The following is a 26212-nucleotide window of genomic DNA, read 5'->3' as shown; positions in this document are numbered from 1 at the left end:
ATGTTATTTCATTCAATACTGTTGCATAAATGAACGGTGCCAAGATCATTATGCGCAAGCGTATTGGACTGAGCGTTTTTTGGTGCTACGTTATTTTTTTCAGAAGTTGTGCTGGTACGTAACCCGATTAGCGTCAGTACAAGTACGCCCCACAACAAAAAGAATGTTCGGGCGTAGGGATTAATAGTGCTTTTCTGTACGCTCAACTCAGCTTGTCGACTGGTTTTCTGCTTCACACTCACTAGCCCCTGTACCGACCGCAATTGACTTTCGATATAGGCCAGAAGCTGTTGATCGCCTACCTGAACCACCAGTTGCCCATTAACCTGCACACCATCTCCTTCGAACGATACGCCAGTAATGTGACACGATTTTTTCTGAGGAACCGCGTTGGTTACGTCGCTCACGAAACGGGGTCTGTCGAAACCTGAAATTTGATAAACGACTTGCTGCGATAGTCGGGCGTCGTTTTCGTTTTTCTCATCAGTTTTGTTGAGTGCCATAGTAGTTGATCTTTAGTATTCAGGAAAAGTAGCTATTCAGAGAAAACCTCTTTATCTATATACTTAATAGATTATTTCTTAAATAAAGAAGCCCCGAAAGGCTGGACAGTCATTTAAGATTCGGTCGTTAAGTCCCGATCTGATTCTGATGCAAAGTTGTAGATCAAATTTTAGTCTTGCAAGAAAAATGCAAAAAAATGATAATCAGCCATTTACAAAATAGTCTATCGAGTTCGCGGACTATTTTATCTATTTCATGACGTAAGTCCGATAGTAATATATTGTTGGCCTCGGCCGATAATATATATTCAAATTTATTTTATAAAATAGGTATGTGTCTAATTGTCTGGCCTATATATCGGAATTATGCTCTTAAAAACGCATTAGATAAAAGCGACTGATTTTGTTGTATCAAAAAAGTATATAAGATTTATAGATCAAAAAGACTTAGTGACTATATATTTCTCACCAGAAGTTACCTAAATGACATATGATCTCAAAAAAAGCCAAATATGCGATAAAGGCATTGAAAGCCTTAACGAATGCGTATGGCAGTGGGCCCGTGTTAATTGCGCAAATTTCAGAGCGGGAGTCGATTCCGAAAAAATTTCTGGAAAGTATACTGCTTGAGCTACGTAACCATGGAATTCTGCAAAGTCAGAAAGGGAAAGGCGGTGGCTATCTGCTACGTGTCGAACCGGAGCGAATCAATCTGGCGCAGGTAATCCGCATTATCGACGGCCCTATCGCCCCTACTCCCTGTGTCTCACTTAATTTTTACGTTCGTTGCGACGATTGCGCCGATGAAAACACCTGCGCCTTACGCCCGATTATGCTGAAGGTACGCGATGCGAATCTGGCTGTTTACGAGAAAACAACGCTCAACATGCTGAAAGAAGACTAATTCTTTTCCAATCTTTTCTGATGAGCGGAATCAATCAAAAAAAATAAGCTTCTGAATCATCAGTGTGACTCAGAAGCCTTTTACCTGTTAGACAGAGTTTTACTGTTTCACAATTTTTTTAACTACTCGTTTCCCCTGCACAATTGTCTGTACGAAGTAAGTACCACCGGGTAAACTGGAAACCACAAATCGGGTGTTATTGAAACCTATTTTTGCATCCAGCGAATTACGCTGTTTCGCTACTCCCTTATTATCAATCAGATCGAACGTAACACCGGGTTGTTCGGCCGAACTAAAGTATTTCAGTTCAATTACGTCCGTAGTGGGGTTTGGATAAGCTTGCAGCGAGAGCGTAGTGATGTCGTCATTCTCACTCGTAACACCCAATTGCAGTTGTTTCTGTTTTAATACCTCATCCAGACGAGTTACTCCATTCATTTGCTCAATTGGCTGAGTAGCCATTATAGCTCGCTGACCCGAACGTGTGTAAAAACTACTGCGAACGTGTAGAGCCATTTTCGAATCGGCAAACTGAACGAATGGGTCTTCAACAGATAGAACCTGTACCTGCTCCGGGCTACTCCCCTGCCCTTTAAATGTAAACAAAGCCACTGGCTCTCCTTTGGTAAACGTACCATAGTTGGTTTCCTGAGGAGTTTTGCCAATGATGTAATATGCCCATTGAGCGTCCTGTGCAAAACCTTCGGGAGCGGTGAGTTTATACGGTGCTTTATCCCAGCTACCTTTTAAATCACGTATATCCGATAGCACAAATGCAGCCGGTACTTTCAGCGAAAACTGCGCCGTTGCCCCCCGATCTTCAGCTTCGGGGTTATTCGAGTTAGGCGTATCATAGCCTGGCACGATCCAGGCCGTGAACAGTGCCTTTTCTGAATCATGAGTCACCATGAACCGAACCTCGCTGTTCGATACCATCACATTGGTTTGCGCCCAGGTTAGCGTTGTGCTAAGCCAGAGAAGAAGAAAAATCCTGTATTTCATAGCTATACGTAGCATTTAAAGTTATCCTGTCGACTGTTTCTGGTCGATCTCATTTTTACCTGCTTCTACGAACAATAAAGGGAACGCATTTGGGTGGCGGGCAGCAATCACCATTTTCAACAATGATTGGGCAACAACCCCCAATAGGACATGCGCCATCGGCCGAGGTTACGGTATAAACACCGGCCTGACTCAAGGATAGCGAATTGCCCGTTCCAGCCAGAGCCCCATTCAAAAACCAGCGAACGTCCTGATAATTAGCCGGTACGCTGGCCACATACTGACTATCAGCACAAAGCCGTACCGGCGTACTTGTGCAGGCCGATGCTGTATTGTTGGCCGGATTTTGTTCCTGCCCACCGGTTGTACTCACTTCTGCGGTGTTAACCAGAACTCCCTCCGTTAGTACATTAACCGTCAACACCAACGTAGCAACCCCTCCAGCAGCCAGATTCCCAACCGCCCAAAGGCCAGTTGCCGGATTGAAACTACCCTGCGACGAAGTTGGTGTTCCAACCAACGCCACCGAGCTATTCCGAAGCAACGTATCTGTTACAACAACCCCAAAAGCATCGCCCGGCCCCTGATTCTGAACCGTTACGCTGAAACTAACGCTCGTACCAATGGCTGTCAATGACTGACTTGACTGTTTGGTAATAAGCATATCAACGGGCTGATTCGTGTTTGGGGCCACCGTCAGGCTAACCAGTGATGATGCACAAACCGTGGGCTGTAGCTGATCGCAAATGGTATAGGAAAAGCTAACAGGTCCACTAAAATTGGCCGCTGCTACGTAGGTAATCGTACCGTTGGCGTTGACCGTAGCCGTACCTGAGGTGGGCGTAGCAGCCGTTACAACAACACTCGTTGCACTCACCGGCTGCCCGTTATTTGTGTCATTCGCCAGTATAGGAATGGTAACTGACGTACCAGCCGTCAGCGTCTGACTATCCGGATTAGCCTGTATCGCCGAACACTGCGCAGGTGGTCCTTCCAGAGTTTCAAACTGCTCCAACGGATTCTGGGTGCCACTGGACATTTGCCCAGAGGTGGAATAAAAGCTGTTCGCTACGTTAAGTGAGTATCTTTGCGTGGCCGCATTGATAAAGGGATTTCCTGGCTCCAGCGGACTGATTAGGCCAAAGCATCCATTCCCACTGAATCTAAATAGCTCAACTGGCGTACCTGCAGCAAACGCACCATAATTGGTTTCGGACGGCGATTTTCCGACCACATAATAATTGACCGACGAATCAAGGTTATACCCCGTCCAATCCTGACCGGGGTTACCAGGACCGAGTTTATTCTCATCGACCACCCATGCTCCACGAATACTTGTGACCGATGTAATCACAAAAGCAGCCGGAACTTTAATGGTAAACTGGGCCGTTGCACCCCGCTCTACCGCTCCAGAATTGTTGGCATTAGGCACGCTGTACTGGGGTACTACCCAGGCTGAGTAAAGCCCAGTACCCTGATTATAGGTAATCTGGAATCTCACCAGATTGGTAGACTGTTGGGCGTAACTTGTCAAGGTAAACAGAACCAGACAGTGCCAAATTAATACGTTTACAATTCGTTTCATGGTATAGCTCAGTTTTCGGCATCGATGCGCAGAATGAATGTAGCAGCCTACTGTCTAGAGTAGGCTGCTACCCTCTGCTGATCAAGGCAATTGCTCACGAATGGAGAAGAAAGGCAACCGGAAGCTGTTTCCTGGATGGTTCCTGATTACATTTAGATAAATAAATTCAACATCATTACCTGTACCCTGGAAGCCCTCCAGACCATCCATGTTCACGTCGCCCAACTGATAGCCCTTTAGCCGTAAGAAAGGTGTAGGAAAATTAGTAACGGCATTAATTATCTGCTGGTAAACCTGATTCACATCATTGTTCGACCCCTGATAAATCACCAGATTATGAGGCTGACTGGCCGCATTATCGATAAACACATTACCTGCCCACATCGCTACACCCTGTGGTACAACTACCTGCGCCTGATCGACGGTTACCTGCGTATAACTGGTTGTACCGGAATAGGTAAAGGCCATCGTATTAGGATTCCGGAAATCAACCGTAATGGCCGCCGGCGATAATGCAAGCGCCGACTGGCTCATAACTCCTAAGTGGTTTCGATGGCGGATGGCCACAAAATAATTACCAGCCAGGGCCTGATTAAAGGTTAACGATGAAACCCCATCCACTTCTACTACGTCGCCATCGCGCTGAAGCAGAGCAGCTCGGCTATCAACAACGATAGATGCACTCGTAGGCGAACGAAGCTCAACAAATACCCAATCGACAATAGCGTTGTTTCCAGTGATGGCCGTCACACTGGGCGACAACGTACCGACGGGCGTAATCGGATTAAGAGTTGCATACGGATGATTGGCAGGCAGATAACCAGCCGCCCGAAGGTCATCACGCATCAATGCTCCCGATACACCAAACAATGCTCCCTGCAAATAAACCTGTGGCGCTAATTGAACAATTGGTGCACGACTAACCGCTATTGTTGTCACCGTAGCAGTGTTGTTTGTGGGAGTTGCATCGCCAGCAGGTACAACTGTTGCCACAGTAAACGTTTGTGGCAGACCAACCGTTGGTAAACCGGGCACAACCGGAATGGTGAGGGTTTCGCTGGTCAGGGTTGTTAACGAAACCGACTTAACGCAGCTCACTAACTGACCACTAACCGTGCAGGTAAATCCATTGGATGTTGTGAATCCGGAAGCTACCGTTACGTTGGCAGGCAGAGTTAGCGTAACCGATACAGGTCCGGCATAATTACCCGTTCCTACGTTGTTTACCGTAATAGGCAAACTACTGGCCAATGTAGCCGTCAGGCTGGGGGCTGGCTGTCCAATCGAAACAACCAGATCAACCGCACCATTTGCTGGGAAAACCGTAAGATAAGCCGTAGCCGTTGTACAGGCGGGACCAGTTCCGTTATCGCAAACCTGATACACAAATGAATCCGTTCCGGTGAAGCCGGTATTCGGTGTATAGGTGAAACTACCATTGGCGCTTAATGCCAGCAAACCATTGGCTGGTCCACGCACTGGTGTAGTTGCAACGGTCTGGGTATTTCCTTCCAGATCCTGATCGTTGACCGATACGTTACCCACAATAGCTGCATTCGTGAATGTGCTAAATGCATCATCGAAGGCAAATGTCTGGTTCACTGCCGGATTTGGCCGAACCGTTACAATCACAGTCGCCACATCACAGAGCACTGGACTTCCGTTATCGCATATCTGGTACGTAAACGAGTCAACACCAGTAAAACTATTCACCGGCGTATAAGTGATTGTACCGTTGGCGTTGACCGTTACGTTGCCGTTTACCGGAGATGTTACCAGAATGGGTTGTCCTAGTGGCTGCCCATCTGGGTCGCTGTCGTTGGCTTTAACCGCAATGATAACTGACGTATTCGGTGTTGTTACAGCCTGATCATTCTGAGCAATTGGCGCATCATTGTTGTTGGGCGCGTTATCCCGAACCTTGATCGTTACCACGGCCGTAGCGCACTGTGCTCCTGCATTACAGACCTGATACGTAAAGGAATCCGTTCCGGTGAAGCTGTTGGCTGGTGTATACGTATAATTTCCCGCTGGCGTCAATATCAACGTACCGTTGGCTGGCCCCGCTGTAGGCGTAGCGGTTACCGTAAGCGACAATCCGGCAGACTCCTGATCGTTGGTAAGCACATTGCCTGAAACAGCCCGGTTTACCAGCGTCTGGTTAAAGTCATTCTGCGGTAGCGGTCGGCTGGGCAACACCGTAACGATTACCAAATTGGTCGAGCATTGCGAGGGCTGGGAAATGTCGCAGACCTGATAGCTAAAGGAGTTGACGCCAAAGAAAGCCGGAGCTGGGGTGTACGTAATACTGCCATTTGCGTTCAGTACGGCCGTTCCATTTGGCGGCTGGCTAACCACGGTAACTGTTACGTTGGTTGTGCTGGCGGGCAGACCGTTACGTGTATCATTCGCCAGTACGGTTATACTGATCGGCGTTCCAGAGGCCGTTGTTACCTGATCCGGATTGGTGACCACCACAGTATTAACCGTAATGCTGACAGGGGCCGACGAACATTGACCGGGCTGGGCAATATCACAAATCGTATAGGTGTACGAAATGGGTCCTGAGAAGCCGGGAGCCGGAACGTAGCTGATTGTACCGTTCGCATTTACCGTAGCGGTACCACTAGCCGGGGGCGAACTGATACTCACCGTTACGTTGGTTGTACTGGCTGGTTGTCCATTTCGCGTATCATTCGCCAGCACTGTAGTAGTGACCGACGTACCGGCACTGGTTGTTGACTGGTCGGGCGTGGCGACGATAACAGCATTCACCGTCAGACTAACCGCTGCCGACGAACAGATCGTTGTCTGACCGGGCGCGCAAATGGTGTATGTAAATGAAACAGGTCCAGAAAAACCGTCTATCGGCGTATAAGTAATCGTACCGTTAGCGTTGACCGTAGCCGTACCAATAGCAGGTGGCGTACTAACCGTAACCGCAACCGTTCCACTGATCGGTTGTCCATTTTGCGTATCGTTGGCCAATACTGACACACTATACGGAATTCCTGCCGTTAGTGTCTGACTATCAGGATTTGCCTGAAGAGTGGCGCACTGGGCCGGAAGCCCGGTAATGGTCTGAAACTGTTCGAGTGGCGCCTGATTACCGCCCGAGGGTTGCCCCGAACGCGAATAAAAGCTGTTCGCTACGTTTAGCGACAGATCATTATCAGCAGCCGCAATAAATGGATCACCCGGTGGCAATGGAATAATTTCGCCAAAGCACCCGTTGCCCGCAAACGAGAACAGTGCTATGCGCGTACCCGATGTAAATCTCCCATAGTTCACCTCATTCGGTGCCTTACCAATTACGAAATAATTGAAGTTCGCATTGAGCGGGGTTGTATAGGTCTGGTTGGGATTACCCGGCCCCAACCGAATCGGATTTTTATCCCAGCTACCCGTTAAATCCTGAACATTGGTTATCGAAAAAGAGGATGGCACTTTAATGGTAAACTGGGCCGTACCACCAAGCTCATCATTACCGGGGTTGTTGGCATTCGGCGTATTATACCGGGGCACTACCCACGCAATATAGCGCCCGGTAGTTACGTCATAAGTTACCTCATAGTCGACCTTATTTGACGACTGCTGCGCTTCAGCAAGATAGTTTCCAAGCAGGAAACAACCCCACAACATATACGTAAATAACTGCTTCATTGGCTTAATCTGTTATGGTTTGATACTACTTTAGTTTGGGCTTTTACTCGTTAAGATGTTATGGTACTTGTTCACGAATGATGAAGAAAGGTACCCGAAGCGTATTGCCGGGGTGGTTCTTCACGGTATTCTGGTAAATGAATTCAACATCGTTGCCTGTGCCCTGAAAAATCACCTGACCATCCATATTGACGTCGCCCAACTGATAGCCACGTAGCCGGAAGGAAGGCGAAACCAGTATATTGTTGGGGGCATTGATCACCAGCTGATAAATCTGATTTACATCGTTATTCGACCCCTGATAAATCACCAGATTATGAGGTTGGTTGGGCGCATTGTCATTCAGGATATTCCCTGCCCACATCGCTACACCCTGATCAACAAGCACCTGTGCCTGGTCACGCGTGACCTGCGTGTAACTGGTCGTACCGGAGCTGGTATAGGTAGGCGTGTTTCTATTCCGGAAGTCTACCGTAATAGCCGTCGATGACAAGGGAAGCGCCGTTTGGCTCATGACACCCAGGTGGTTCCTATGACGTACCACTACGTAGTATTCACCCAGCGTAGTCTGAGCGAAACTTAACGAAGACACTCCGTCGACCTCCACAATGTCGCCATCGCGCTGAAGTAAAGCGGCACGACTATCCACCGTAACACGTGGGTCACTTTCTGATCGGAGTTCAACAAATACCCAATCGACAATAGCATCATTGCCTGTAACAGCCGTCACGCTGGGAGCCAACGTACCAACGGGCGTAATCGGATTGAGGGCATCATACGGGTGATTTACGGGCAAATAACCAGCTACCCGAAGGTCGTCACGCATGAGCGATCCCGACGTAACACCGAAGAGGGCTCCCTGTAAATAAACCTGCGGCAACAGCTTGACATTAGGCGGCAAGGGCTGAATCAGAACAGAAACCGTTGCTACGTCGCACAGACCAGCCGTATTACAAACCTGATACGTGAAGCTGCTCGGCCCGGTAAAGTCCGCAGTCGGCGTATATGTATAGCTTCCCGTTGAACTCATGATCACCGTACCAATGTCGGGTTGCCCGGTCGTATAACTTAATCCAAGACCCTGTGGGTCATAGTCGTTAGTCGATACGGTACCCGTTCGCGGGGTGTTAATCTGGGTCAGCACAAAATCATCGACACTCACGGGGGCCAACGTAGTACCGACTGGTGGAGTGGCCAGTACGGTAATTGTCACCGTGGCGGTTGCGCACAAGGCCGGTGTGGCGCGGTCGCAAATCTGGTATACAAAACTGGTTACTCCGGTAAACGTAGCTGGTGGAGTATATGTAATCGTTCCATCCCCATTGACCACTGCTACTCCATCAGCAGGTTGAGAAAGCAGGGTCGGATTGGTTAGTTGCCCGCTAAGCGACGTAGCACTATTAGGATCTGTATCATTTGCCCGCACAAATAGTGTCACAGCCCGGTTCTGGTAACCTCGTACGTTGTCATTTGTGGCAATCGGTTTTGCATTGCCCCCATCCGGATCGGCTTCAATATTTATACTCACGCAGGCACTACTGCTCAATCCCGCCGAATTGCTGGCACTATAACAGAAGCTGGCAACGCCTGTAAATCCGGCCGCTGGTGTAAACGTGTAACTACCATCGGGATTGAGGGTAACCGCACCTCCAGTCGGCGATCCCACTAACGTAGCAGTTAACGGTAAACCTTGTGGGTCACGATCATTCGTTAACACATTGCCCGACACAGGAATAGTAGGTCGTGAGGTTGTTATGTCGGACAACGTAATAGGTGCTAACGCCGTGACGGTGACCGTTGCTGTGGTCGTGGCGCAAGTGGGCGTGCCCAGTTGGTCGCAGATTTGATACGTTAGTGTGTAAGAACCCTGGGGCGTTCCTACCGCTACGCTTATTGAACCAGTGTTGGAGTCCAGTGTAATACCCGTCGGGTACGTACCTACCTGCGATAACGTAGCATTACCACCCACGCCCAGCGTAGCAGGCAGGCCGTTTACTACGTCGTTTGCGGCTACGTTTGCAATGACGATGCCTCCATTTCCGCTGCCTGTTATACCCGAGTCAGGATTAGCCGTCACATCTGGGGTAACTATGATTGTGACAGACGTAGTGGTACAAGTTGGTATAGTAAGCTGGTCGCAAAGCTGATAGACCACCGTATACGTACCGGGAGCTGTTCCACTTGCCACACTTACCGAACCTGTATTAGTATCTAAAGTGATGCCCGGTGGATACGTACCCACCACCGACAACGTAGCATTACCACCGGCACCTACCGTAGCGGGTAAACCATTTACTACGTCGTTAGCCGCTACGTTGGAAACAACTGTACCACCTGTACCGGCGCTGACTGTACCTGCATCGGGGTTTGCTACTACACTGGGCGTGATGGTAATAGTGATACTTGTAGTTGCACAAGTGGGCGCGCTTAATTGGTCGCAAATCTGATACGAAATTGTATAAGACCCCGGAGCCGTTCCTTGAGCAACACCGACTGATCCGGTCGCGGTATCTAGTGTGATGCCGGCTGGGTAGGGATCAACTGTGGTTAACGTAGCATTGCCACCTACACCTACCGTTGCCGCTACCCCATTCACCACATCATTAGCTACTACGTTGGCCACGGCCGTTCCACCCGTTCCGGCACTCACCGTACCCGCATCGGGGTTAGCCACTATACTCGGAGTGACTGTTACGTTCACCACACCCGTCGTGCAGGTAGTGGTGCCCAACGTGCTGCACAAGGAGTATACCAGCGAATATGTACCCGGTGGAGTGCCCTGAGCGACACTCACACTACCCGTACTCGTATTGAAAACCAGACTCGGAGAACTGCTGCTGACCAGACTCACACTGGAGTTGGTCGTACTAGCCGGTAAGCCATTGACCACGTCATTCGCCCAGACATTTGCCACGGCTGTTCCACCCGTGCCCGCACTCACCACCCCCATATCGGTCACAGCGGTGATGCTGGGGGTAACGGTGATGGCCACCGTGGTGGTCGCACAGGTTACAGGTGTCAACTGATCACAGATCTGGTAGACGACTGTATAATTGCCGGGTGTAGTGCCCACCGCCACACTGATGCTACCTGTGGTCGTATTTAAGTTGATACCCGGAGGATAGGTACCCACTGCCGCCAACGTAGCATTACCCGGCCCACTCAACGTAGCCGGCAAGCCATTCACTACGTCGTTAGCCGCTACGTTAGCCACCACGATCCCGCCTACACCAGCACTCACTGTGCCTGCATCGGGATTAGCAACTACACTAGGTGTAACGGTAATTGTGACAATCGTGGTCGCACAGGTTATCGGAGTGAGTTGGTCGCAAAGCTGGTAGGCAATGGTGTAGGTGCCCGGTGCTGTACCAATCGCAACACTAACAGAACCCGTCGTTGTATTTAGCGTGATACCAGGTTGATACGTACCAACAGCCGCAATAGTCGCATTACCGCCAGTGCCCAGTACCGCTGGATTGAGATTGACCAGATCATTGGCCGCCACATTCAGGACAGCTACCCCACCCGTGCCGGCAGATGCAGTACCGCTGTCCGGCACCGGACTGAGGCAGGAAGAAACCGTTACCGTCACCGTTGTTGGCAGCGACACACAGCCTTGAGCTGACGTAGCGGTGACGGAATATTGAGCTGTACCTAGTCCGGCGGTGAAACTGGCTACGTTGTCGGTTATGCCGCTTACATTGGGCGAAAACGCATAGGTAGTTCCTCCACCTGCTGTCAGGCTGATGGGTTGGCCGTAGCAGGTCGTGGGCGAATTGACAGCCAGCGTAGCTATCGGCAGTGGATACACGGCCACATTGGTACTGGCCGTCGCCGTGCAGCCATTAACATCGGTTACCACCACCCGATACGTTCCCGACTGGTCCGGTGTCGGATTCGAAACGATCACCGGATTGGCCGTACCGAGGTTGCCGCCCGGCCCACTCCAGACGTAGCTAACATTGCTGACCGGATTGGCCGTCAGGCTGATCGGCTGGCCGGAACAGTAGGTGGTACTACCGATTATCGAAACAATCGGCGGAGACGGCACCGGGTTGATGGTGACGCTGGTAACCGGCGATTCGCAGCCGGTTGCGCTATTCCTTACTTTCAGTTGATAAACATCCGGTTGAAGACCCGCCTGCGATGCCGAAGCCTGATACGAAATCCCGTTGTTGAAGCTATACTGCACGCCCGATGCCGGGGTCAATACCTGGATAGTGCCGGTCAGGGTGATGCAGGTTGGCTGGGTGACACTAACCGTTGGTGCACTCGGCAGCGGATTGGTGGGCAAGGTTACATTAGCTGTCGCCGTGCAGCCATTAGCATCGGTGACCACCACCGAATAACTGCCGCCACTCAGTCCCGTCAGATTGGGTGTGGTCTGGGCCAGAGGCCCCGTAGCGGCACTCCACGAGTAGGTGTAGGAAGGTGTCCCGCCCGTTGCTGAACTGGTGATAGTTCCGGTTGCCTGACCCGCGCAAACCGACCCGCTCCCGGTCAGCGAAACAGTCAGTAACGGCGGTTGTGTGATGGTGGCTACCTGCGTCAGCGAACAGCCATTGGCATCGGTTACCACAATCGAGTAGCTACCAGCTACTGTAGTGAGTGTGCTGGCACCGGTCGTTTGCGTCGATGAGATGAGGCCGCTGGTATTGTAATAACTGATTGTATAGGGTGTTGTGCCGCCGTTCGTCGTAACTGTGATGGTACCCTGTCCGCCGAAGCAGCGGGCATTGGCCGTCTGCGTATTTACAGCCAGCGGATTGGGAGTCATAACCATCACGGTAGCCGTGTTGCTCAGACAGCCGCTGGCATCCGTAACGACCAGGCTATAGGTATCGGCCGTACTGAATGTCGGGTTGGGCGAGGTCGAAATAACGCCGACGGCACCAGAGCGATACCAGGCATAACCGACCGGTGGTGAGCCGCCCGTCACCTGCGTGGCAATCGCTACGGCAGGCATATTGCCTGCACAAACGATGCTGGTGTTGAGGATTTGCGCCAATGGCGTTGGTTTGACCGTTACATTCTGGCTGGCTACGGCTGTGCAGCCATTGGCATCCGTCACCCGCACCTGATACGTGCCCGAGTTGGCGGTAGTGCTATTGGGAATAATCAGTGGATTACTACTTCCTAAATTGCCGCCTGGCCCACTCCAGGCATAGGTAAGCCCTGTGGTAGGGCTGGCTGTTAACGAAATAGGTTGTCCGGCGCACAGGGACGTACTGCCCGAAATAGTTGGCTGGGGCAGGGCGTTTACCGTAACCGTGCCGATGGCTACTGCCGAACAGCCCAATCCAGACGTGACCGTTACCGAATACGGATTTACGCCCACGACGGTTGGCGCAACGATTAAAAGCCCGGTCGTATTCGAATTTCCGGGGCCAAACCGATAACTGGCCCCTCCCGTCGCTGTCAGTGTTGCGCTGGTGCCATTACAAATCGAAGCCGATGATAGCGTGGCCGTCACCGAGGCATTCACGGTAACAGTTGCTGTGCTCGTCGTACAGGCGGGGGTGCCAATGGTTGAACAAAGCTGATAAACAAGGGGATAGGACCCTGCTGCCGTGCCGATGGCTACATTGATGGCCCCCGTAGCTGTATTCAACGTAATGCCGGGCGGGTAGGTGCCTACGCTGGTTAGTACCACGTTGGTACCCAGTACGGCCGACTGCCCATTGACCAGGTCATTGGCCGCCACATTATTGATCACTATGCCCGTACAAATTGTTCCGCTATCGGGCGTGGGGACAACGCTGGGCACAACCGTCACGCTGACCGTAGTAGTAGAGCAGGTAGAGGTCAGTTTATCACAAATCTGGTAGGCTATGGTATAGGTTCCCGGTGTTGTACTCAACGCGACACTGACCGCACCCGTCGTTGTGTTCAGCGTAATGCCAGTGGCGTAGGTGCCTGACAGGAAAAGGGTCGCATTACCCCCACTACCCAGCGTGGCGGGTAGCCCGTTGACCACATCATTGGTTGCTACGTTAGCTACAGCCGTGCCACCTGTTCCGGCACTGGCCGAACCCGCATCCGGAACTGCTACTACACTGGGCGTAACCGTTACGTTGACCACGCCCGTCGTACAGGTCGACGTACCCAACGTGCTACATAAAGAATAGACCAGCGAGTAGGAACCCGGTGGGGTGCCCTGCGCAACACTCACACTGCCCGTGCTGGTAGTAAAAATCAGACTCGCCGAACTACTGCTGACTAAACTCAAACTGGAGTTGGTCGTACTAGCGGGCAGACCGTTGACCACATCGTTGGCCCGAACATTGGCCACGGCCGTTCCACCAGTGCCAGCGCTTACGGTGCCCGCATCGGGATTGGTCACGACATTGGGTGTGACCGTAATGGCGACTGAGGTAGTGGCACAGGTAGGTGTCGTTAAGCGGTCGCATATCTGGTAGGTAATAGTATAGATGCCGGGCGTAGTGCCAATAGCTACACTGACCGATCCCGTGCTGGTGTTCAAGCTGATACCGGCGGGATACGTACCAGCAGTTATAGTTGCATTAGTGGGCAGGTTGGCGGGTACCCCATTCACTATGTCATTGGCCGCTACGTTAGCGATGGCTGTTCCGCCCGTTCCGGCACTCACCGTACCCGCATCGGGATTGGCCACAACACTGGGCGTAACCGTTACATTGACCACACCTGTCGTACAAGTAGTGGTACCCACCGTGCTACAAAGTGAATACACCAGCGAGTAAGCCCCCGGCGGAGTGCCCTGAGCGACACTCACACTGCCCGTAGTAGCGTTAAAAGTCAGACTTGCCGAGCTGCTACTGACCAGACTCAGACTCGAATTGGTCGTACTAGCGGGTAGACCGTTAACCACATCATTGGCCGCTACGTTGGCGATGGCCGTTCCACCCGTTCCGGCACTCACCGTACCCGCATCGGGATTGGCCACCGCACTCGGCGTTACGGTGATGGACACCGTGGTGGTTGCACAGGTAACAGGGGTAAGTCGATCACAAAGCTGGTAGACCACTGTGTAACTATCTGGCGTAGTGCCGACAGCCACGCTGATACTACCCGTAGTTGTATTTAAAGTAATACCCGGTGGGTACGTACCAACGGCTGCCAACGTAGCATTCGTTACCAAATTGGCGGCTACCCCATTCACAAAGTCGTTAGCCGCTACGTTGGAAACAACTGTACCACCTGTACCAGCACTTACTGTGCCTACATCAGCCACAGGCGATGAATTGGCGGTGACTGTTACGTTGGCAATACCCGTTGTACAGGTAACCGTGCCAAAGGTGCTGCACAAGGAGTATACCAGCGAGTAAGTTCCCGGTGGGGTGCCCTGGGCCACGCTCACACTACCCGTACTCGTATTGAAAACCAGACTCGCCGAACTGCTGCTGACTAAGCTTAAACTGGAGTTAGTCGTACTAGCGGGTAAGCCATTGACCACGTCATTCGCCCGGACGTTAGCCACGGCTGTTCCACCCGTGCCCGCACTCACCACCCCCGCATCGGTCACAGCGGTGATGCTGGGGGTAACGGTGATGGCCACCGTGGTGGTCGCGCATGTGACGGGTGTCAACTGATCACAGAGTTGGTAGACGACCGTGTAATTGCCCGGCGTGGTGCCCACCGCTACACTAATACTACCTGTGGTAGAATTGAGCGTAATACCAGCCGGATACGTACCGATTTGAGCCACGGCTGCGTTGCCTCCAGAACCTAACGTAGCAGGCAAGGTATTGACAATATCGTTAGTCACTACGTTGGCAACGGCTGTACCGCCCGTACCGGCGGATACTGTTCCCGCATCCGGTCTGGCGGTTACGCTTGAACTGACAAAAGCAGAGACAACCCCGACATTGTTTGTTACACTTGCTTCAGCCGTTGTAGTAGTCACAAGTGCGCTGAAACTCAATGTCGTTCCGGCGGTAGCAGGTCCCGGTGTTATTGGCACCGTGATCGTCGTGCTGGTGCCGGTACCCATGACTGCTGAGCTAGTACAGGTAACATTCGCCCCTGCTGTAACGCAGGCAAAACCACCACTTGTGAACGTAGCAGGCGTAGCCACATTTGCCGGAACAATCAGCGTAGTCGTGATGGGGCCGCTGGTAGCTGCGGAACCGATATTACCAATTACTATTGGCAAATTGCTGGTTTGCCCTACTAATAATGATGGTGTTGGTTGGGCTAAAGAGAGTGTAAGATCCGGCAAACCAATAACAGCAACCGTTGATGAACAAGTACCGGTTGCCTGTGTCGAAGTGACCGTTAACGTCCGGGAACCAACAGAACCTGAGCCGTTGTACGCAATAGGAATCGACAAGGCCGTCTGGCTGGCAACCAGCGTTGTTGTAACGGATGTTGGTGATGAAGTAAACCCAGTACCAGAAACTGAAACAACCACCTGACCATCCCGGTTTGTAGTGATTGGAATGGTCAGTACGCCCGTAGACGAGCTACCCATTACAAACGTACCGTTGACAGTTGCGTTGGCGCAGTTCCCGTAAGTAAAGGCCCCCTCTTTAATTCGCCAATAAACCTGCGTACCATTGGACGGGTAAGCATTGAGAAGATTGGTTATACCTGCACTGGCCGGACCAAATCTGGCCGGGTCCGTATCTATACTACTTATCAAACCATCTAAGTCCGCGTCATTACCAGACAAGGTCAGGTTCGCTTCATTGGTATCTAGTCTGGTGTCATTGTCGCTATCCGTATCCAGATAATCAGGCGTATCCGTTCCATCGGTATTAACAGGCATGAGCCCGCCAGTAGCGGAGTAAGCCGTTGGCAAACCCAGCGACGTAACGACTGTGTTCGATGCGATATAACTGCTTGTAGCCTGCGCTTCAATATTATCGGGAATACCATCGCCATCCGAATCCAGATCGAGGGCATTAGCAATACCATCGCCATCCGGATCGGCCAGAACACCTTCTGAATCATCGACTATACCGTCGTTATCATCGTCTATATCAATACCGTTGGGCACGCCATCCCCATCGGTATCAAGCACAGGCGTACAGCTTGTCGTTGCTTCGAATACGATAGCATTACTCCCATCGAATGTGTAACCAGCTCCCTGTGCATCTACCTCGTTTCCGTTTTTGGTATAGGTTATATCAAAGGATGATAATCCAACAAAGCTAAGTGCTACGGCATAACGGGGCGAGTCACCGCTCGACTGTTCAGAAGTTCCCTCAAAACGGTATGCATTACCTTGATCAATTGTTGTAGTACTGGCAGGCACATTCAACTTGAAGGAATATAGAGCTGACTTTGCGATGGAAAACCCTTCCAGTCGAGTCACAGTAGTACCGCTCGTAATCTTGTCTATATCTCCTAAGGTAAATGTCCCCTGAAAAGGAACGGGTGTGTTTGTATTACTTAATACAGCAGTCCATCGAACAGTAGCTTGCGTATTAGCACCGTACAAAATAACCTGAGCCTGCGTACCTGTATTCGTAAAGGTGATAGGGGCCGCCGTTGTCTGAGTAAGAGCATATGAGGTTGTAAGGCTCAGGACTCGACCAATAATATCAACAGACTGCCCATTGATGGTTGCTACGTTACTATATCGGGCAGCCCTAGTAGCACCGACCCCAGAATTTGAGGATGGAGCCGAAAATGTAAAGATGGTGAAACCACTTTGCCCCGGAACCGGACAGGCAGCCACCCGAATACCTACCGTTGCCGATGTTGACGTTGTACAACTGTTGGCGTCGGTTACAGTTACCGAATAAGTACCCGTTGTGACATTGCTTATACTAGCCGTAGTAGCTCCAGTGTTCCATCGGTACGTATAAGGAGAGCGCCCTCCCGATACTGACGTAAAGACAATACCATCGGCAGTAGTCGAGCTACTGGCGTTGGTTACCATAGTCGTTGCCGTTAAAGCGCTATACTGTACAAAAGGATAATAAATTGCGGTGCTTGTACTTGTACCAGATCCCGTGATGGCAATCTGAATCTCATCGAAACTGAGCGTTGTTGTTATGCCAAGCGCACGCTGACCCGACCCCGCCAGTTGTGGCAAATCGACCAATGGAGAGGTATCGGATGATTCCCGAAGTGTTCCGTTTAAGTACGTCCGGATAGTTACTGCGGCCAACAGATTGAGCGACGCATTATTGGCCAGAATAAACCCAGCAACGGCTCCCCCTGGAAATACAGTAGTTGTACTACTAGGCGTAGCATTGGCACTCACCGAAATCTGTCCACCACTCCCCGAATATATGGTCGAATTGATGGAACCAAAGTTGGTTAGGTTTGCATCAACAACATTCCCTGTATTAGCCACACTACCAACGCCAATAATGCCTAAAAGGCCGCCATACCCGTTTGTACGCGCGCCCACTACCCCAGCGTTGGGAAAATTAGTAACTGTCAGATTTCGGTAACTACAAGGAAGAACCTGGGCCTGCACTTCTGCTGTAAGACAGAAGAGAACAAGCAATAGGATGCAAGTAACGCCCTCCCTTATCAACCGAATTAACGTATTAATGAAGTTTGTGTAGAGGTTTGACTTCATAAAATAACGTGAGTATGATAATCCTGATTGGATAAAGGAATAGCAACTATCGTGCTATTAATCGATAAAATACCATTATGTTTAACAACTTGTTGCAACTAATTCAACAACTAAAGTACATCTTTTGTTAATATTAGACACTATTCATAAACAAAAAATTACTTTAAATTATTATTCGAATATAATATATTTTCATTCTTAAATATATAATAATCACAACTAACCTTTTATTGACAACATAGAGCAGATTTACGAATAGGATTGTAGGCAAAATCTAACTATCAGGGCATAATGATCGCATCTATACAGGTTTTTTTAGCCACCTGCTTATAGATGAAAAATAATCCATAAGAAAGACTCAAAATAGTCAATTAGTCAAGGTAAATAAATCGGGAATACTGCAGGGTAGGATTCGCTGACGTATACAATTAGTTATTGGCTCGATTTTTGTAAAAGGAACTCGCCAAAAAAATAGTACTAGAAGTCTGCTACTTAACGAGCAACGAGAATTAAAAAACGGGTCACAAGAAGCAGAGTGAATCACGGTCTGTTAGGACACAACATTCGCAAAATTGAAGCTAGACCACTTACCTGTCTCGCACTAACCGATTCCTTGCCATTCCTATCCCAGTGTTCTTCTTTATGCTTGCCCCAAGCAGATCTTCCATTTTATCGTTTGTCGAATGGAGAGCCGTAATTTTTAGGCTAGTTCACAATTTATTTGATAATCTGATCTCAGGATTTGGTTTGCTGAAGAGCAAATTATATGCAGCCACAAGTGATTGGAGACAGTAGCCCATTTATTGATATGTGAATAAATCCTAAAGATTTTCTTTGACAAAGCGGGCTATCAGGGATTTCAAAACTTTGCCAAAGTCAATAATTAACAGGTAAGCATCATTATTCACCAGAGGCTTTGTCAAACAATAATCTAGTTAATAGATAACAGGTCGATCTGGAAGATCAGAATGGAATTAGCGGGAATATCTCCCTGTGGCTGCGAACCATACGCAAGTGACGGAGGTAAATACAACGTTATACGTCCACCAGGAGCAATTAAGGGTATTCCCTCCTGCCACCCCACAATTAGCTGATTAAGCCCAAAGCTAACATCCTCTCCCTTATCAAAACTAGTACCGTTGGTCAAATGCCCTTCGTAGTTAACACTCACCGTTGAGCAGACGGTTGGCTTATCTCCACTCCCCGGTTTTTGAATAGTGTAATAGAAACCCCGTTCATCGGCTATGGCCTTAATATGGTTTGATTCGATGAACTGGTTGAGTTGAGCTACTTCTTCGTTAGGTGCTTTGGTAGCGATAGGGGCGGACTCACAGGGTGCATTGTTAGTTGGCTGGCAACCAGTTATCAGCAAAAGACTGCTTAGTATAATTAGAAGTAATCTCGAAATAGATATAAACATAATTGAAAGATAGCCCTCAATTTCTAATGAAAGCATAAGTGTGTTTAGTGCTCTTACTTTCCGATACAGAAAGTAACGTGTATATCTATACATCTCATCATCAGATATTTATAGCTATTGAATATTTAATAAGGTACAAATAGTACTCAAATTATCTTTTACAATTAAGTTACCTTTGAGAATGAGATTGCACTACCACAGAAATGTTGACTCACAGCTGTAAATATGCTATTATAAACCCAAATATCTGATCTTTCACTTTCAATTGATTCAGGGATTTCGAAATCCTCATTTTCCTTTTTCATTTACTCGTTGTCAAGGCTTAGTTTCTATTCTAAGTGAACTATGTATGAAGGCGTTTTTGAACTGAGATCACAATCGAAGGCTTATGATCATGAAAACAATAATCGATTAAACCTGCCCATAGATTGATTTGGTCATTGAGCGCACTTCGATGGCGAGTGTGTTCAAGACCGAAGTGAGCATAGGCATTGACCGATTCGATTAGCCCTCGCTTGCGTAAATTGAGTTTACCATTCAAGGGCATTAGTGTGTTCTTCATCCTGCGTCGAATCTTGGTTACCAAATGAAGCACTCGCTGGTAAAACTCGGCAAACAGCTTGGTCCAATAGCCCCCCTCGCCAAAGTACTGTCCCTTCAAATTCGCCAGTAGTTCAGGGAGTAAGCTGGCGTTATTGTCAGAGACGTTTCTGGGCGTAATCATTACATTGATTAACTCGCCATAATGATTAATGACTAATGCGCTTTTAGCCCGAAGAACCAATCAATCGAGGATTTCCCACGTGCCGCGAGTCCAGCAAAGACCTTATTGGCCTGGATGCGCTGGCTATCACAGCCAGCCAGCGGTTTACTATCGACAATACAGAAACTGGTTCGCTAATCTTGGTTACAGAGCCATATTAAGAGCACAAACAGCCTTGGCAGTAAGCGAGTCATACGGGCTATGAGTCGCTCATTACTAATTAACTTTGAAAAATAACTACTTAGTTGAGCCTCTACCCCGCCTTGGTAATAGTACTGAAAGCATTTAGCTTTTGAGTGATGATAGAAGATATTTATGGCTAACATCTCGCTGTCGGTTAACTTACCTTGTCGAATGATGGGCAAGAAACCTTGTTGAATTTGCCAGTGAGTCAAGGTGTTACAAAAATCATCAAAAGTGATTAATACCTCGATTAGTTTAACGTGAATAATTGTCTAATCCTTTAAAGGCTACCCGCTGCAGGAATAAATACTGATGGCTTGTTAAAAGGAATAAGCAACTAAATCCGATTAAGCTAACGGGTTGGCCCAGCTGATTAATGACCAGATACAACTTATGGCTATAGAATCAGCCTGTTGAGCTTTTGCCCCGAGCAGCCACACCCTCAAAGACACGATGCGAATGAATCCGTCGCTTGTCACAAACAGGGAATTTCTTGGAATCAATAAAATAGGTTCCTGTCAACTGGCTCTGGCAGCGGCACCAGTACTGCAAATAGACTCGGCAGCACTCGGGTGCTGGTGACCACAAAGCGTTCGCAACTAATTAGATGCGGAAAAGTACGAAACTAGTTCAGTTTGGACCACTTGGCAATAAGAATATTCAAAACACTTGTAGACCGAGTATTGGTAGAAAAATAAGATAGACATTTGCTCGCTATAACTTAGCTCAGGAGTCAGTCTGGGTAGGTAGACAGCCCGAGTTGGCGCTGAGCTTGCTAGACTTCGAGGGATATGCAAAAATCATCAATGGCTACGAATAGCTCGATAAGTTTTTCTTTTGTATCTTGGGATAGCATAAAGCGAAAGTCGTAGGACCGCAATTCGATACCACAATATCCAAATTCATCACCTTTTTCTTCTATAAAAAACACTCGTTCAATCCATTATTCACGTTATAATTGGGTAAGAAACTATCGTTGGGGGTTTACAAAAGCCTCTGCCAATTTCAATAGGTGTATATACAAACCTGACAAATTCAGTGCGCCGCTAAACCAGACTACCTCAGAGTAAAAGCTAACTTAGCAGGAATGGGGTAGACCATTTCAGATTTAGATTGCGTGATAATTACTGCTTTATGAGTAATAAGATACTATTTACAATACTTATCTGTCATCTTTTAGGTACACAATCCTTAGCTCAGTTAGATAATATATATCGTTTACGAGGCGAAGGAGAACGTCTATATGCAAAATCTAAATATAATCAAGCGAATGAGTACTATGAGCAGGCTTATTTGCTGAGTTTAAAATATGATCAAATCGATATTGCTGCTAACCTGCTGGTTGATATGAGTTCAGTAGAGATTTTAAGTGGGAATTATAGAAAATCAATAGCACTTTGCCTAAATGGATTAACATTATTAACTAAATATCCTGCTAAAAAAGATTCTACCTATTTTAAATTATTATCGAGTTTAGGGGGACATTATCAGCAATTAAATCAATATGATTCATCAGCTTATTACTTCACAAAGGCTGATGAGCGTTTAAGTCAGCATCCAGAAATAGCAAAGGACATTCCAGATTATGTGATGTACCATTATAGCAATCAAGCCTTGTTACATGAAGACATGGGCAGGTACTCATTCAGTATGAATCTGGCTCAGAAAGCCCTCAATATGGCTCGGCATCGTCGTTTGTTATCTGATATTTCTATTTTAAGTAACGTACTGGCGGGCCAGTATGAGAGATTAGGCAATTATTCTGTGGCTATGGCATTACGAAAAGAAGGCCTGATCAGTAATCGTGCCTGGGATTTACAACGGGCGCGAATCCTCTCAGGAATTGGCAGAAATGCGTATCTACAGAAACGATACACGGAAGCATGTAAGTATTTAAACATGTCAAGAAATCTATATAATAAGTTAGCAAGTAAAGACTCTTCACAGGCTGATATACGAACACTAGCCAATCTGTACAATCATCTGGGAGAATGCTATACCTCATTACATCAGTTTGGCCTAGCTGAAAAGTGGGTTAACCAAGCAATTAATATCTACGTCAAGAAATACGGTCCCTTTGGCAAAACACTGTCTACCAGCTGGTTATTATTGAGTAAACTCATGCTCGAAAAAAAACAAATAGCTAAGGCGCTAGTCTATAATGCTCGAGCACTACAAGCCGTTCTTAAAACCAAAAAAACTACTGAACCAAATCCTAATCTAATACCAGCCGATGTTCTTGATGAAAAAGCGGCTATCGCAGCCATGCTGTATGAAGGTAATATATACAGCCTTTCAAATAACTGGTCAAAAGCACTCACGGCTTATCAGTTTGGGATTACCGTTTTTCAGCAGGCGCAAACACGCATGAATTTGCTACATGATCGATTATATGCCAACGAATCGGTAGCACCTCTTTATACACATGGGATTGAAGCTGCGCTGAAGTTATATCAGCAAAGCCGTACTCAGGCTGCTTATAATACCGCTTTTGAACTGATAGATCAGAGCCGAGCTATCACCTTACAGATAGTAATGTCTGAAAAAATTATACAACCTCAGTACATTCCGAGCATTCAACGGCAAAGGGAGCAAAGGCTCCGGCAGGATCTGGCAAGTATTTATTCAGAATGGTTTGACAAGCCCACTGTAAGCAAACAACAATATCTGAACGATAAAGAAACCAGTATTAAACTAGAACACTACCGCCTGCTGGAAGACTGGAAAAGAAAGTACCCGGGCTATTACCAAATTCGCTATGGGCTTCAGCCGGTTCAGATTAAGCAAATCCAAGCAGTACTTACAGACGATCAGGCTTATTTGACCTATAATTTTCAATATGGGCGTTTGCATATTTTTGCCATTACTAGGACAAAGACGCTCTGGAAGACCGTTTTAGTGGATTCAACAATTCTTTTCCGAACCATTCATTTACTGGAATCGACTATTCGTGTACACCCTGGTCTAAGAAAATATCAGGGAACGCCCTTTTCACTACTATGTTTCGATTGGTTTTTTAAACCGGTCGAAGCACTGATCGGGTCGAAAAACGACTGGATTATCAATGCTGGAAATGATTTTGAACACGTTCCGTTTGAGGTGTTAGAGACAGGGCGAAGCGTAAATGATTATGTTTCATTACGTCACTCTATTCAATATATTTATTCTGGTACGTCTCTATTGTCGGCGTCAAATAAAGAACCCCTTCCTCTGAATTCAATATTGGGTGTCGCTCCATTTAATCGCCCCGTTGACTCATTGATTAATCTGCGTTTTCATTATTCAACGTTGGCAGGAAGTCAGGAAGAAGTAAATACGATTAAAGCAACCTGGTTGAGTGGATCACAGGCGACCCGAGCCAATTTTTTACAAAATGCCACACGTTATCCCGTCTGGTACCTAGATACGCATGCTTACCTTAATCTAACTAAACCTATGCAGTCATATATCGCCTTTTTTCCTAACGATACATCGTTTTCCCATCGCCTGCATGCCGAAGAGATTAGTCAGATGAATTTATTACAAACGAAATTAATCGTGCTGAGTGCCTGCGAATCGGGTAGTGGAAGAACTTATCCATTAGAAGGGATGATGAGCATTGCGCGTACACTTGCTATAGCGGGATGTCCTTCGATTATCAGCCCCCTATGGAATGTTCATGATCGAACCTCGGCTTATCTGATCAAGCAAATACATTTGCATCTGGAAGAAGGATATCCACCGGCTACTGCAATACATAAGGCCAGGAATGATTTTTTTACAGCAACGCAGAATCGCTTGTATAACCATCCTTTTTTTTGGGCGAATTATCGATTAATTGGTTTAAATAACGCACCCAAGAAGAAGCTTTTCCTGACGAATCTGACTGTCCACAGTTCAGCAACTGTACTACTCTGTACGGCCGCCCTCCTCACATTAACGCTACTTTATTACCATTTCCGAACTTGAATCTGGATATAAATTTTACACCGCTCCAACATACCAATCTCATACTCAGGGTTATCAATCTGCCGGAGTCTATGATAAACGATTTCGGCACGACGCGGCTGGTTACTATATAGGTAAGCTGCCAGTAAAGACCATTCTGCGGCCTCTCTGAAATACGAGCGCATGTCCTTTGTTTTGAGAACCATCTCTAGTTTATTAGCAGCCTGTAAATAATTTCCACTTTGCAGGGCTTTTTGGCCCGCCATCAATAAATGATAAGTCGACGAATCATGACTCGTCGTACTATCAGCGTTCTTAACCACCAATAAATCATCTTCGATAATCGGCAATTCAGCTTTTGTATTGGCTAAGTAGAGCAACATAATGATGCAGGCTGCGGCTGCACCCATCATCCATCTATAGACAACAGGGAGCCGCTTACTGACAGCGGGTTGTTGCTGATACAGCTTTCGTAGCGTTTCCTGGGCTCTTTTTTCGGCATTGGCCGTCCGAATCATCCGCATAAGCTGGCGGGTACTTTCTACTTTCATAACTAAAGACGAGTCTTCTTGAAGTTTCTCTTCAAATTGTTGCCGCTCGGTTTCTGATAGTTGATTCGCTATATATCGGTCGATCCATTCCTGTTCTTCCAATTCGTCGTCAGGATTCATAGCAGTATTCTAAGTTTTTGCAGACACCTAAACTTACGCTGTCTTATGGTTGGTTCTGGCAATTGGTATTGACTGGCAATTTCATCAAGACTCAGCCCATCCAGATAGTACGCTTCTAAGAGGGATCGGCAAGGTTCACCAATTCGTGTTAATAACTGATTGGCGGTAAGCTGATTTTCATATTGACGGACCGAGTCTTCAACTTCATAAGTAGTTGTAACAAAATCCTGTTCCCATTTCAGGCGATTTTCTGCTCGTTGCTTTCGCTTTCTCCAGAGTCTGTAAGCAATTCCGTACAGAAAGGTAGCAAGCGATGCATTTCCTTCCGGATCAAACTTATCGCGGGCTACAATCTCGATAAAAATTATCAATACATCCTGAAACAAATCCTGGCTATCCTGCTCATTGCCTTTATACTTACGAACCATATTACGAATCGTTTGGAAGTATTCGTGGTATAGATATTCAGTAATGGCTTCAACATCCTGTGCATTTCTTAACCCGGATACCACTTCACGTACGGTAAAAAGAGGCATATCTATTATCGATTCTAATGAAATACTCTTCAAAAGGTTACTGCCAATACATACCCAAAAGGTTACATCATTTTATTTTATTTTCTATCTGACATTCCCGGCCAACTCTTCGATACAGGCTTGCTCTCAGTGAGAGTTCTTCAGGTGTAAGAACTAAATCCACTGGGGCAAAGCCCTAATGATACGTGTTTGTATTGCGGTAAAGCCGCAGCGTGGTTTGTTGGCAATAGCCTCGCTAATGACTATGCTTTGTATGGCCTCCTGCCAGCATGAGACCATTGTCGATCCTCGCGTAGAGTCTCCCCGAACGGATATAGTGGAGATACCAACTATTCAGGATGATGGTGATGATGATGCGCCACCAAAAAATGGCCATGGCGGTAGACTCATTCAAAAGCCAGTCAGCGCCCCCAATGAGTTTTCTAAAATTCGGCATAACACTGCCCATTAAAGAACGGTCATGGTGGCGCATAGTTGATTACGATAACCGGCTAAACACTACGTTTAGCCGGTTTGTCATAATCATTACCACAGTA

12 protein-coding genes and 1 pseudogene are annotated in these 26212 nt (G+C 47.8%); 3 read left to right on the top strand and 10 right to left on the bottom strand.

Annotated elements, in window-relative coordinates; genetic code table 11:
- Nucleotides 1–8: 8 nt before the first annotated feature.
- Nucleotides 9–503 (bottom strand): hypothetical protein, encoded by a 495-nt coding sequence (locus ACYVD4_RS12045; RefSeq protein ID WP_460945824.1) that lies wholly within the window; start codon nt 501–503, stop codon nt 9–11.
- Between the two features lie 490 nt (nt 504–993).
- Between ACYVD4_RS12045 and ACYVD4_RS12040 the strand changes: the two genes are divergently transcribed.
- Nucleotides 994–1407, top strand: a complete 414-nt coding sequence (locus ACYVD4_RS12040) for an RrF2 family transcriptional regulator (RefSeq protein ID WP_460945822.1) — start codon at nt 994–996, stop codon at nt 1405–1407.
- Nucleotides 1408–1506: 99 nt separating this feature from the next.
- On the opposite strand, the gene ACYVD4_RS12035 is transcribed toward ACYVD4_RS12040, so the two are convergent.
- The 7 genes and pseudogenes from ACYVD4_RS12035 to ACYVD4_RS12005 form a co-directional block, all read right to left on the bottom strand.
- The gene (locus ACYVD4_RS12035; RefSeq protein ID WP_460945820.1) at nt 1507–2409 is read right to left on the bottom strand and encodes a T9SS type A sorting domain-containing protein; all 903 of its coding nucleotides are present in this window, start codon (nt 2407–2409) and stop codon (nt 1507–1509) included.
- Nucleotides 2410–2464: 55 nt separating this feature from the next.
- A complete protein-coding gene (locus ACYVD4_RS12030; protein WP_460945817.1) occupies nt 2465–3994 on the bottom strand; it encodes an Ig-like domain-containing protein in 1530 nt (509 codons plus the stop codon).
- Between the two features lie 81 nt (nt 3995–4075).
- On the bottom strand, nt 4076–7657 hold the full coding sequence (locus tag ACYVD4_RS12025) for an Ig-like domain-containing protein (RefSeq protein WP_460945815.1): 3582 nt from the start codon (nt 7655–7657) through the stop codon (nt 4076–4078).
- Between the two features lie 58 nt (nt 7658–7715).
- Nucleotides 7716–18176, bottom strand: a complete 10461-nt coding sequence (locus ACYVD4_RS12020) for an Ig-like domain-containing protein (protein WP_460945813.1) — start codon at nt 18174–18176, stop codon at nt 7716–7718.
- A 931-nt stretch (nt 18177–19107) separates the two neighbouring features.
- Entirely contained in the window at nt 19108–19548 is a 441-nt protein-coding gene (locus ACYVD4_RS12015; RefSeq protein ID WP_460945811.1) for an FKBP-type peptidyl-prolyl cis-trans isomerase, read from the bottom strand.
- A 391-nt stretch (nt 19549–19939) separates the two neighbouring features.
- A pseudogene (locus ACYVD4_RS12010) lies at nt 19940–20811 on the bottom strand (IS982 family transposase).
- A 136-nt stretch (nt 20812–20947) separates the two neighbouring features.
- Nucleotides 20948–21064, bottom strand: coding sequence for a transposase (locus ACYVD4_RS12005; RefSeq protein WP_460946219.1), 117 nt, complete (start codon nt 21062–21064; stop codon nt 20948–20950).
- Nucleotides 21065–21676: 612 nt separating this feature from the next.
- Here ACYVD4_RS12005 and ACYVD4_RS12000 point away from each other — a divergent pair.
- On the top strand, nt 21677–24490 hold the full coding sequence (locus ACYVD4_RS12000; protein WP_460945809.1) for a CHAT domain-containing protein: 2814 nt from the start codon (nt 21677–21679) through the stop codon (nt 24488–24490).
- Here the strand turns inward: ACYVD4_RS12000 and ACYVD4_RS11995 are convergent.
- Complete coding sequence (locus tag ACYVD4_RS11995) at nt 24472–25140, bottom strand: anti-sigma factor family protein (protein ID WP_460945807.1); 669 nt, start codon at nt 25138–25140, stop codon at nt 24472–24474. The two genes, ACYVD4_RS12000 and ACYVD4_RS11995, sit on opposite strands and share 19 nt — an antisense overlap.
- Nucleotides 25137–25676 (bottom strand): RNA polymerase sigma factor, encoded by a 540-nt coding sequence (locus ACYVD4_RS11990; RefSeq protein ID WP_460945805.1) that lies wholly within the window; start codon nt 25674–25676, stop codon nt 25137–25139. The genes ACYVD4_RS11995 and ACYVD4_RS11990 overlap by 4 nt, the downstream gene beginning before the upstream one ends.
- 178 nt (nt 25677–25854) lie before the next feature.
- On the opposite strand from ACYVD4_RS11990, the gene ACYVD4_RS11985 reads away from it, so the two are divergent.
- Entirely contained in the window at nt 25855–26127 is a 273-nt protein-coding gene (locus ACYVD4_RS11985; RefSeq protein ID WP_460945803.1) for a hypothetical protein, read from the top strand.
- The last annotated feature ends 85 nt before the right edge of the window (nt 26128–26212 follow it).

Source organism: Spirosoma daeguense, assembly GCF_054776875.1.
Note: the sequence above shows the minus strand (reverse complement) of the source record. Positions and strands in the feature narration are given on the sequence as shown.

Excerpts from the sequence above, each read along its gene's own strand:
- ACYVD4_RS12045 (WP_460945824.1), bottom strand. The coding sequence starts at position 503 with ATGGCACTCAACAAAACTGATGAGAAAAACGAAAACGACGCCCGACTA.
- ACYVD4_RS12040 (WP_460945822.1), top strand. The coding sequence starts at position 994 with ATGATCTCAAAAAAAGCCAAATATGCGATAAAGGCATTGAAAGCCTTA.
- ACYVD4_RS12035 (WP_460945820.1), bottom strand. The coding sequence starts at position 2,409 with ATGAAATACAGGATTTTTCTTCTTCTCTGGCTTAGCACAACGCTAACC.
- ACYVD4_RS12030 (WP_460945817.1), bottom strand. The coding sequence starts at position 3,994 with ATGAAACGAATTGTAAACGTATTAATTTGGCACTGTCTGGTTCTGTTT.
- ACYVD4_RS12025 (WP_460945815.1), bottom strand. The coding sequence starts at position 7,657 with ATGAAGCAGTTATTTACGTATATGTTGTGGGGTTGTTTCCTGCTTGGA.
- ACYVD4_RS12020 (WP_460945813.1), bottom strand. The coding sequence starts at position 18,176 with ATGAAGTCAAACCTCTACACAAACTTCATTAATACGTTAATTCGGTTG.
- ACYVD4_RS12000 (WP_460945809.1), top strand. The coding sequence starts at position 21,677 with ATGAGTAATAAGATACTATTTACAATACTTATCTGTCATCTTTTAGGT.
- ACYVD4_RS11995 (WP_460945807.1), bottom strand. The coding sequence starts at position 25,140 with ATGAATCCTGACGACGAATTGGAAGAACAGGAATGGATCGACCGATAT.
- ACYVD4_RS11990 (WP_460945805.1), bottom strand. The coding sequence starts at position 25,676 with ATGCCTCTTTTTACCGTACGTGAAGTGGTATCCGGGTTAAGAAATGCA.
- ACYVD4_RS11985 (WP_460945803.1), top strand. The coding sequence starts at position 25,855 with ATGATACGTGTTTGTATTGCGGTAAAGCCGCAGCGTGGTTTGTTGGCA.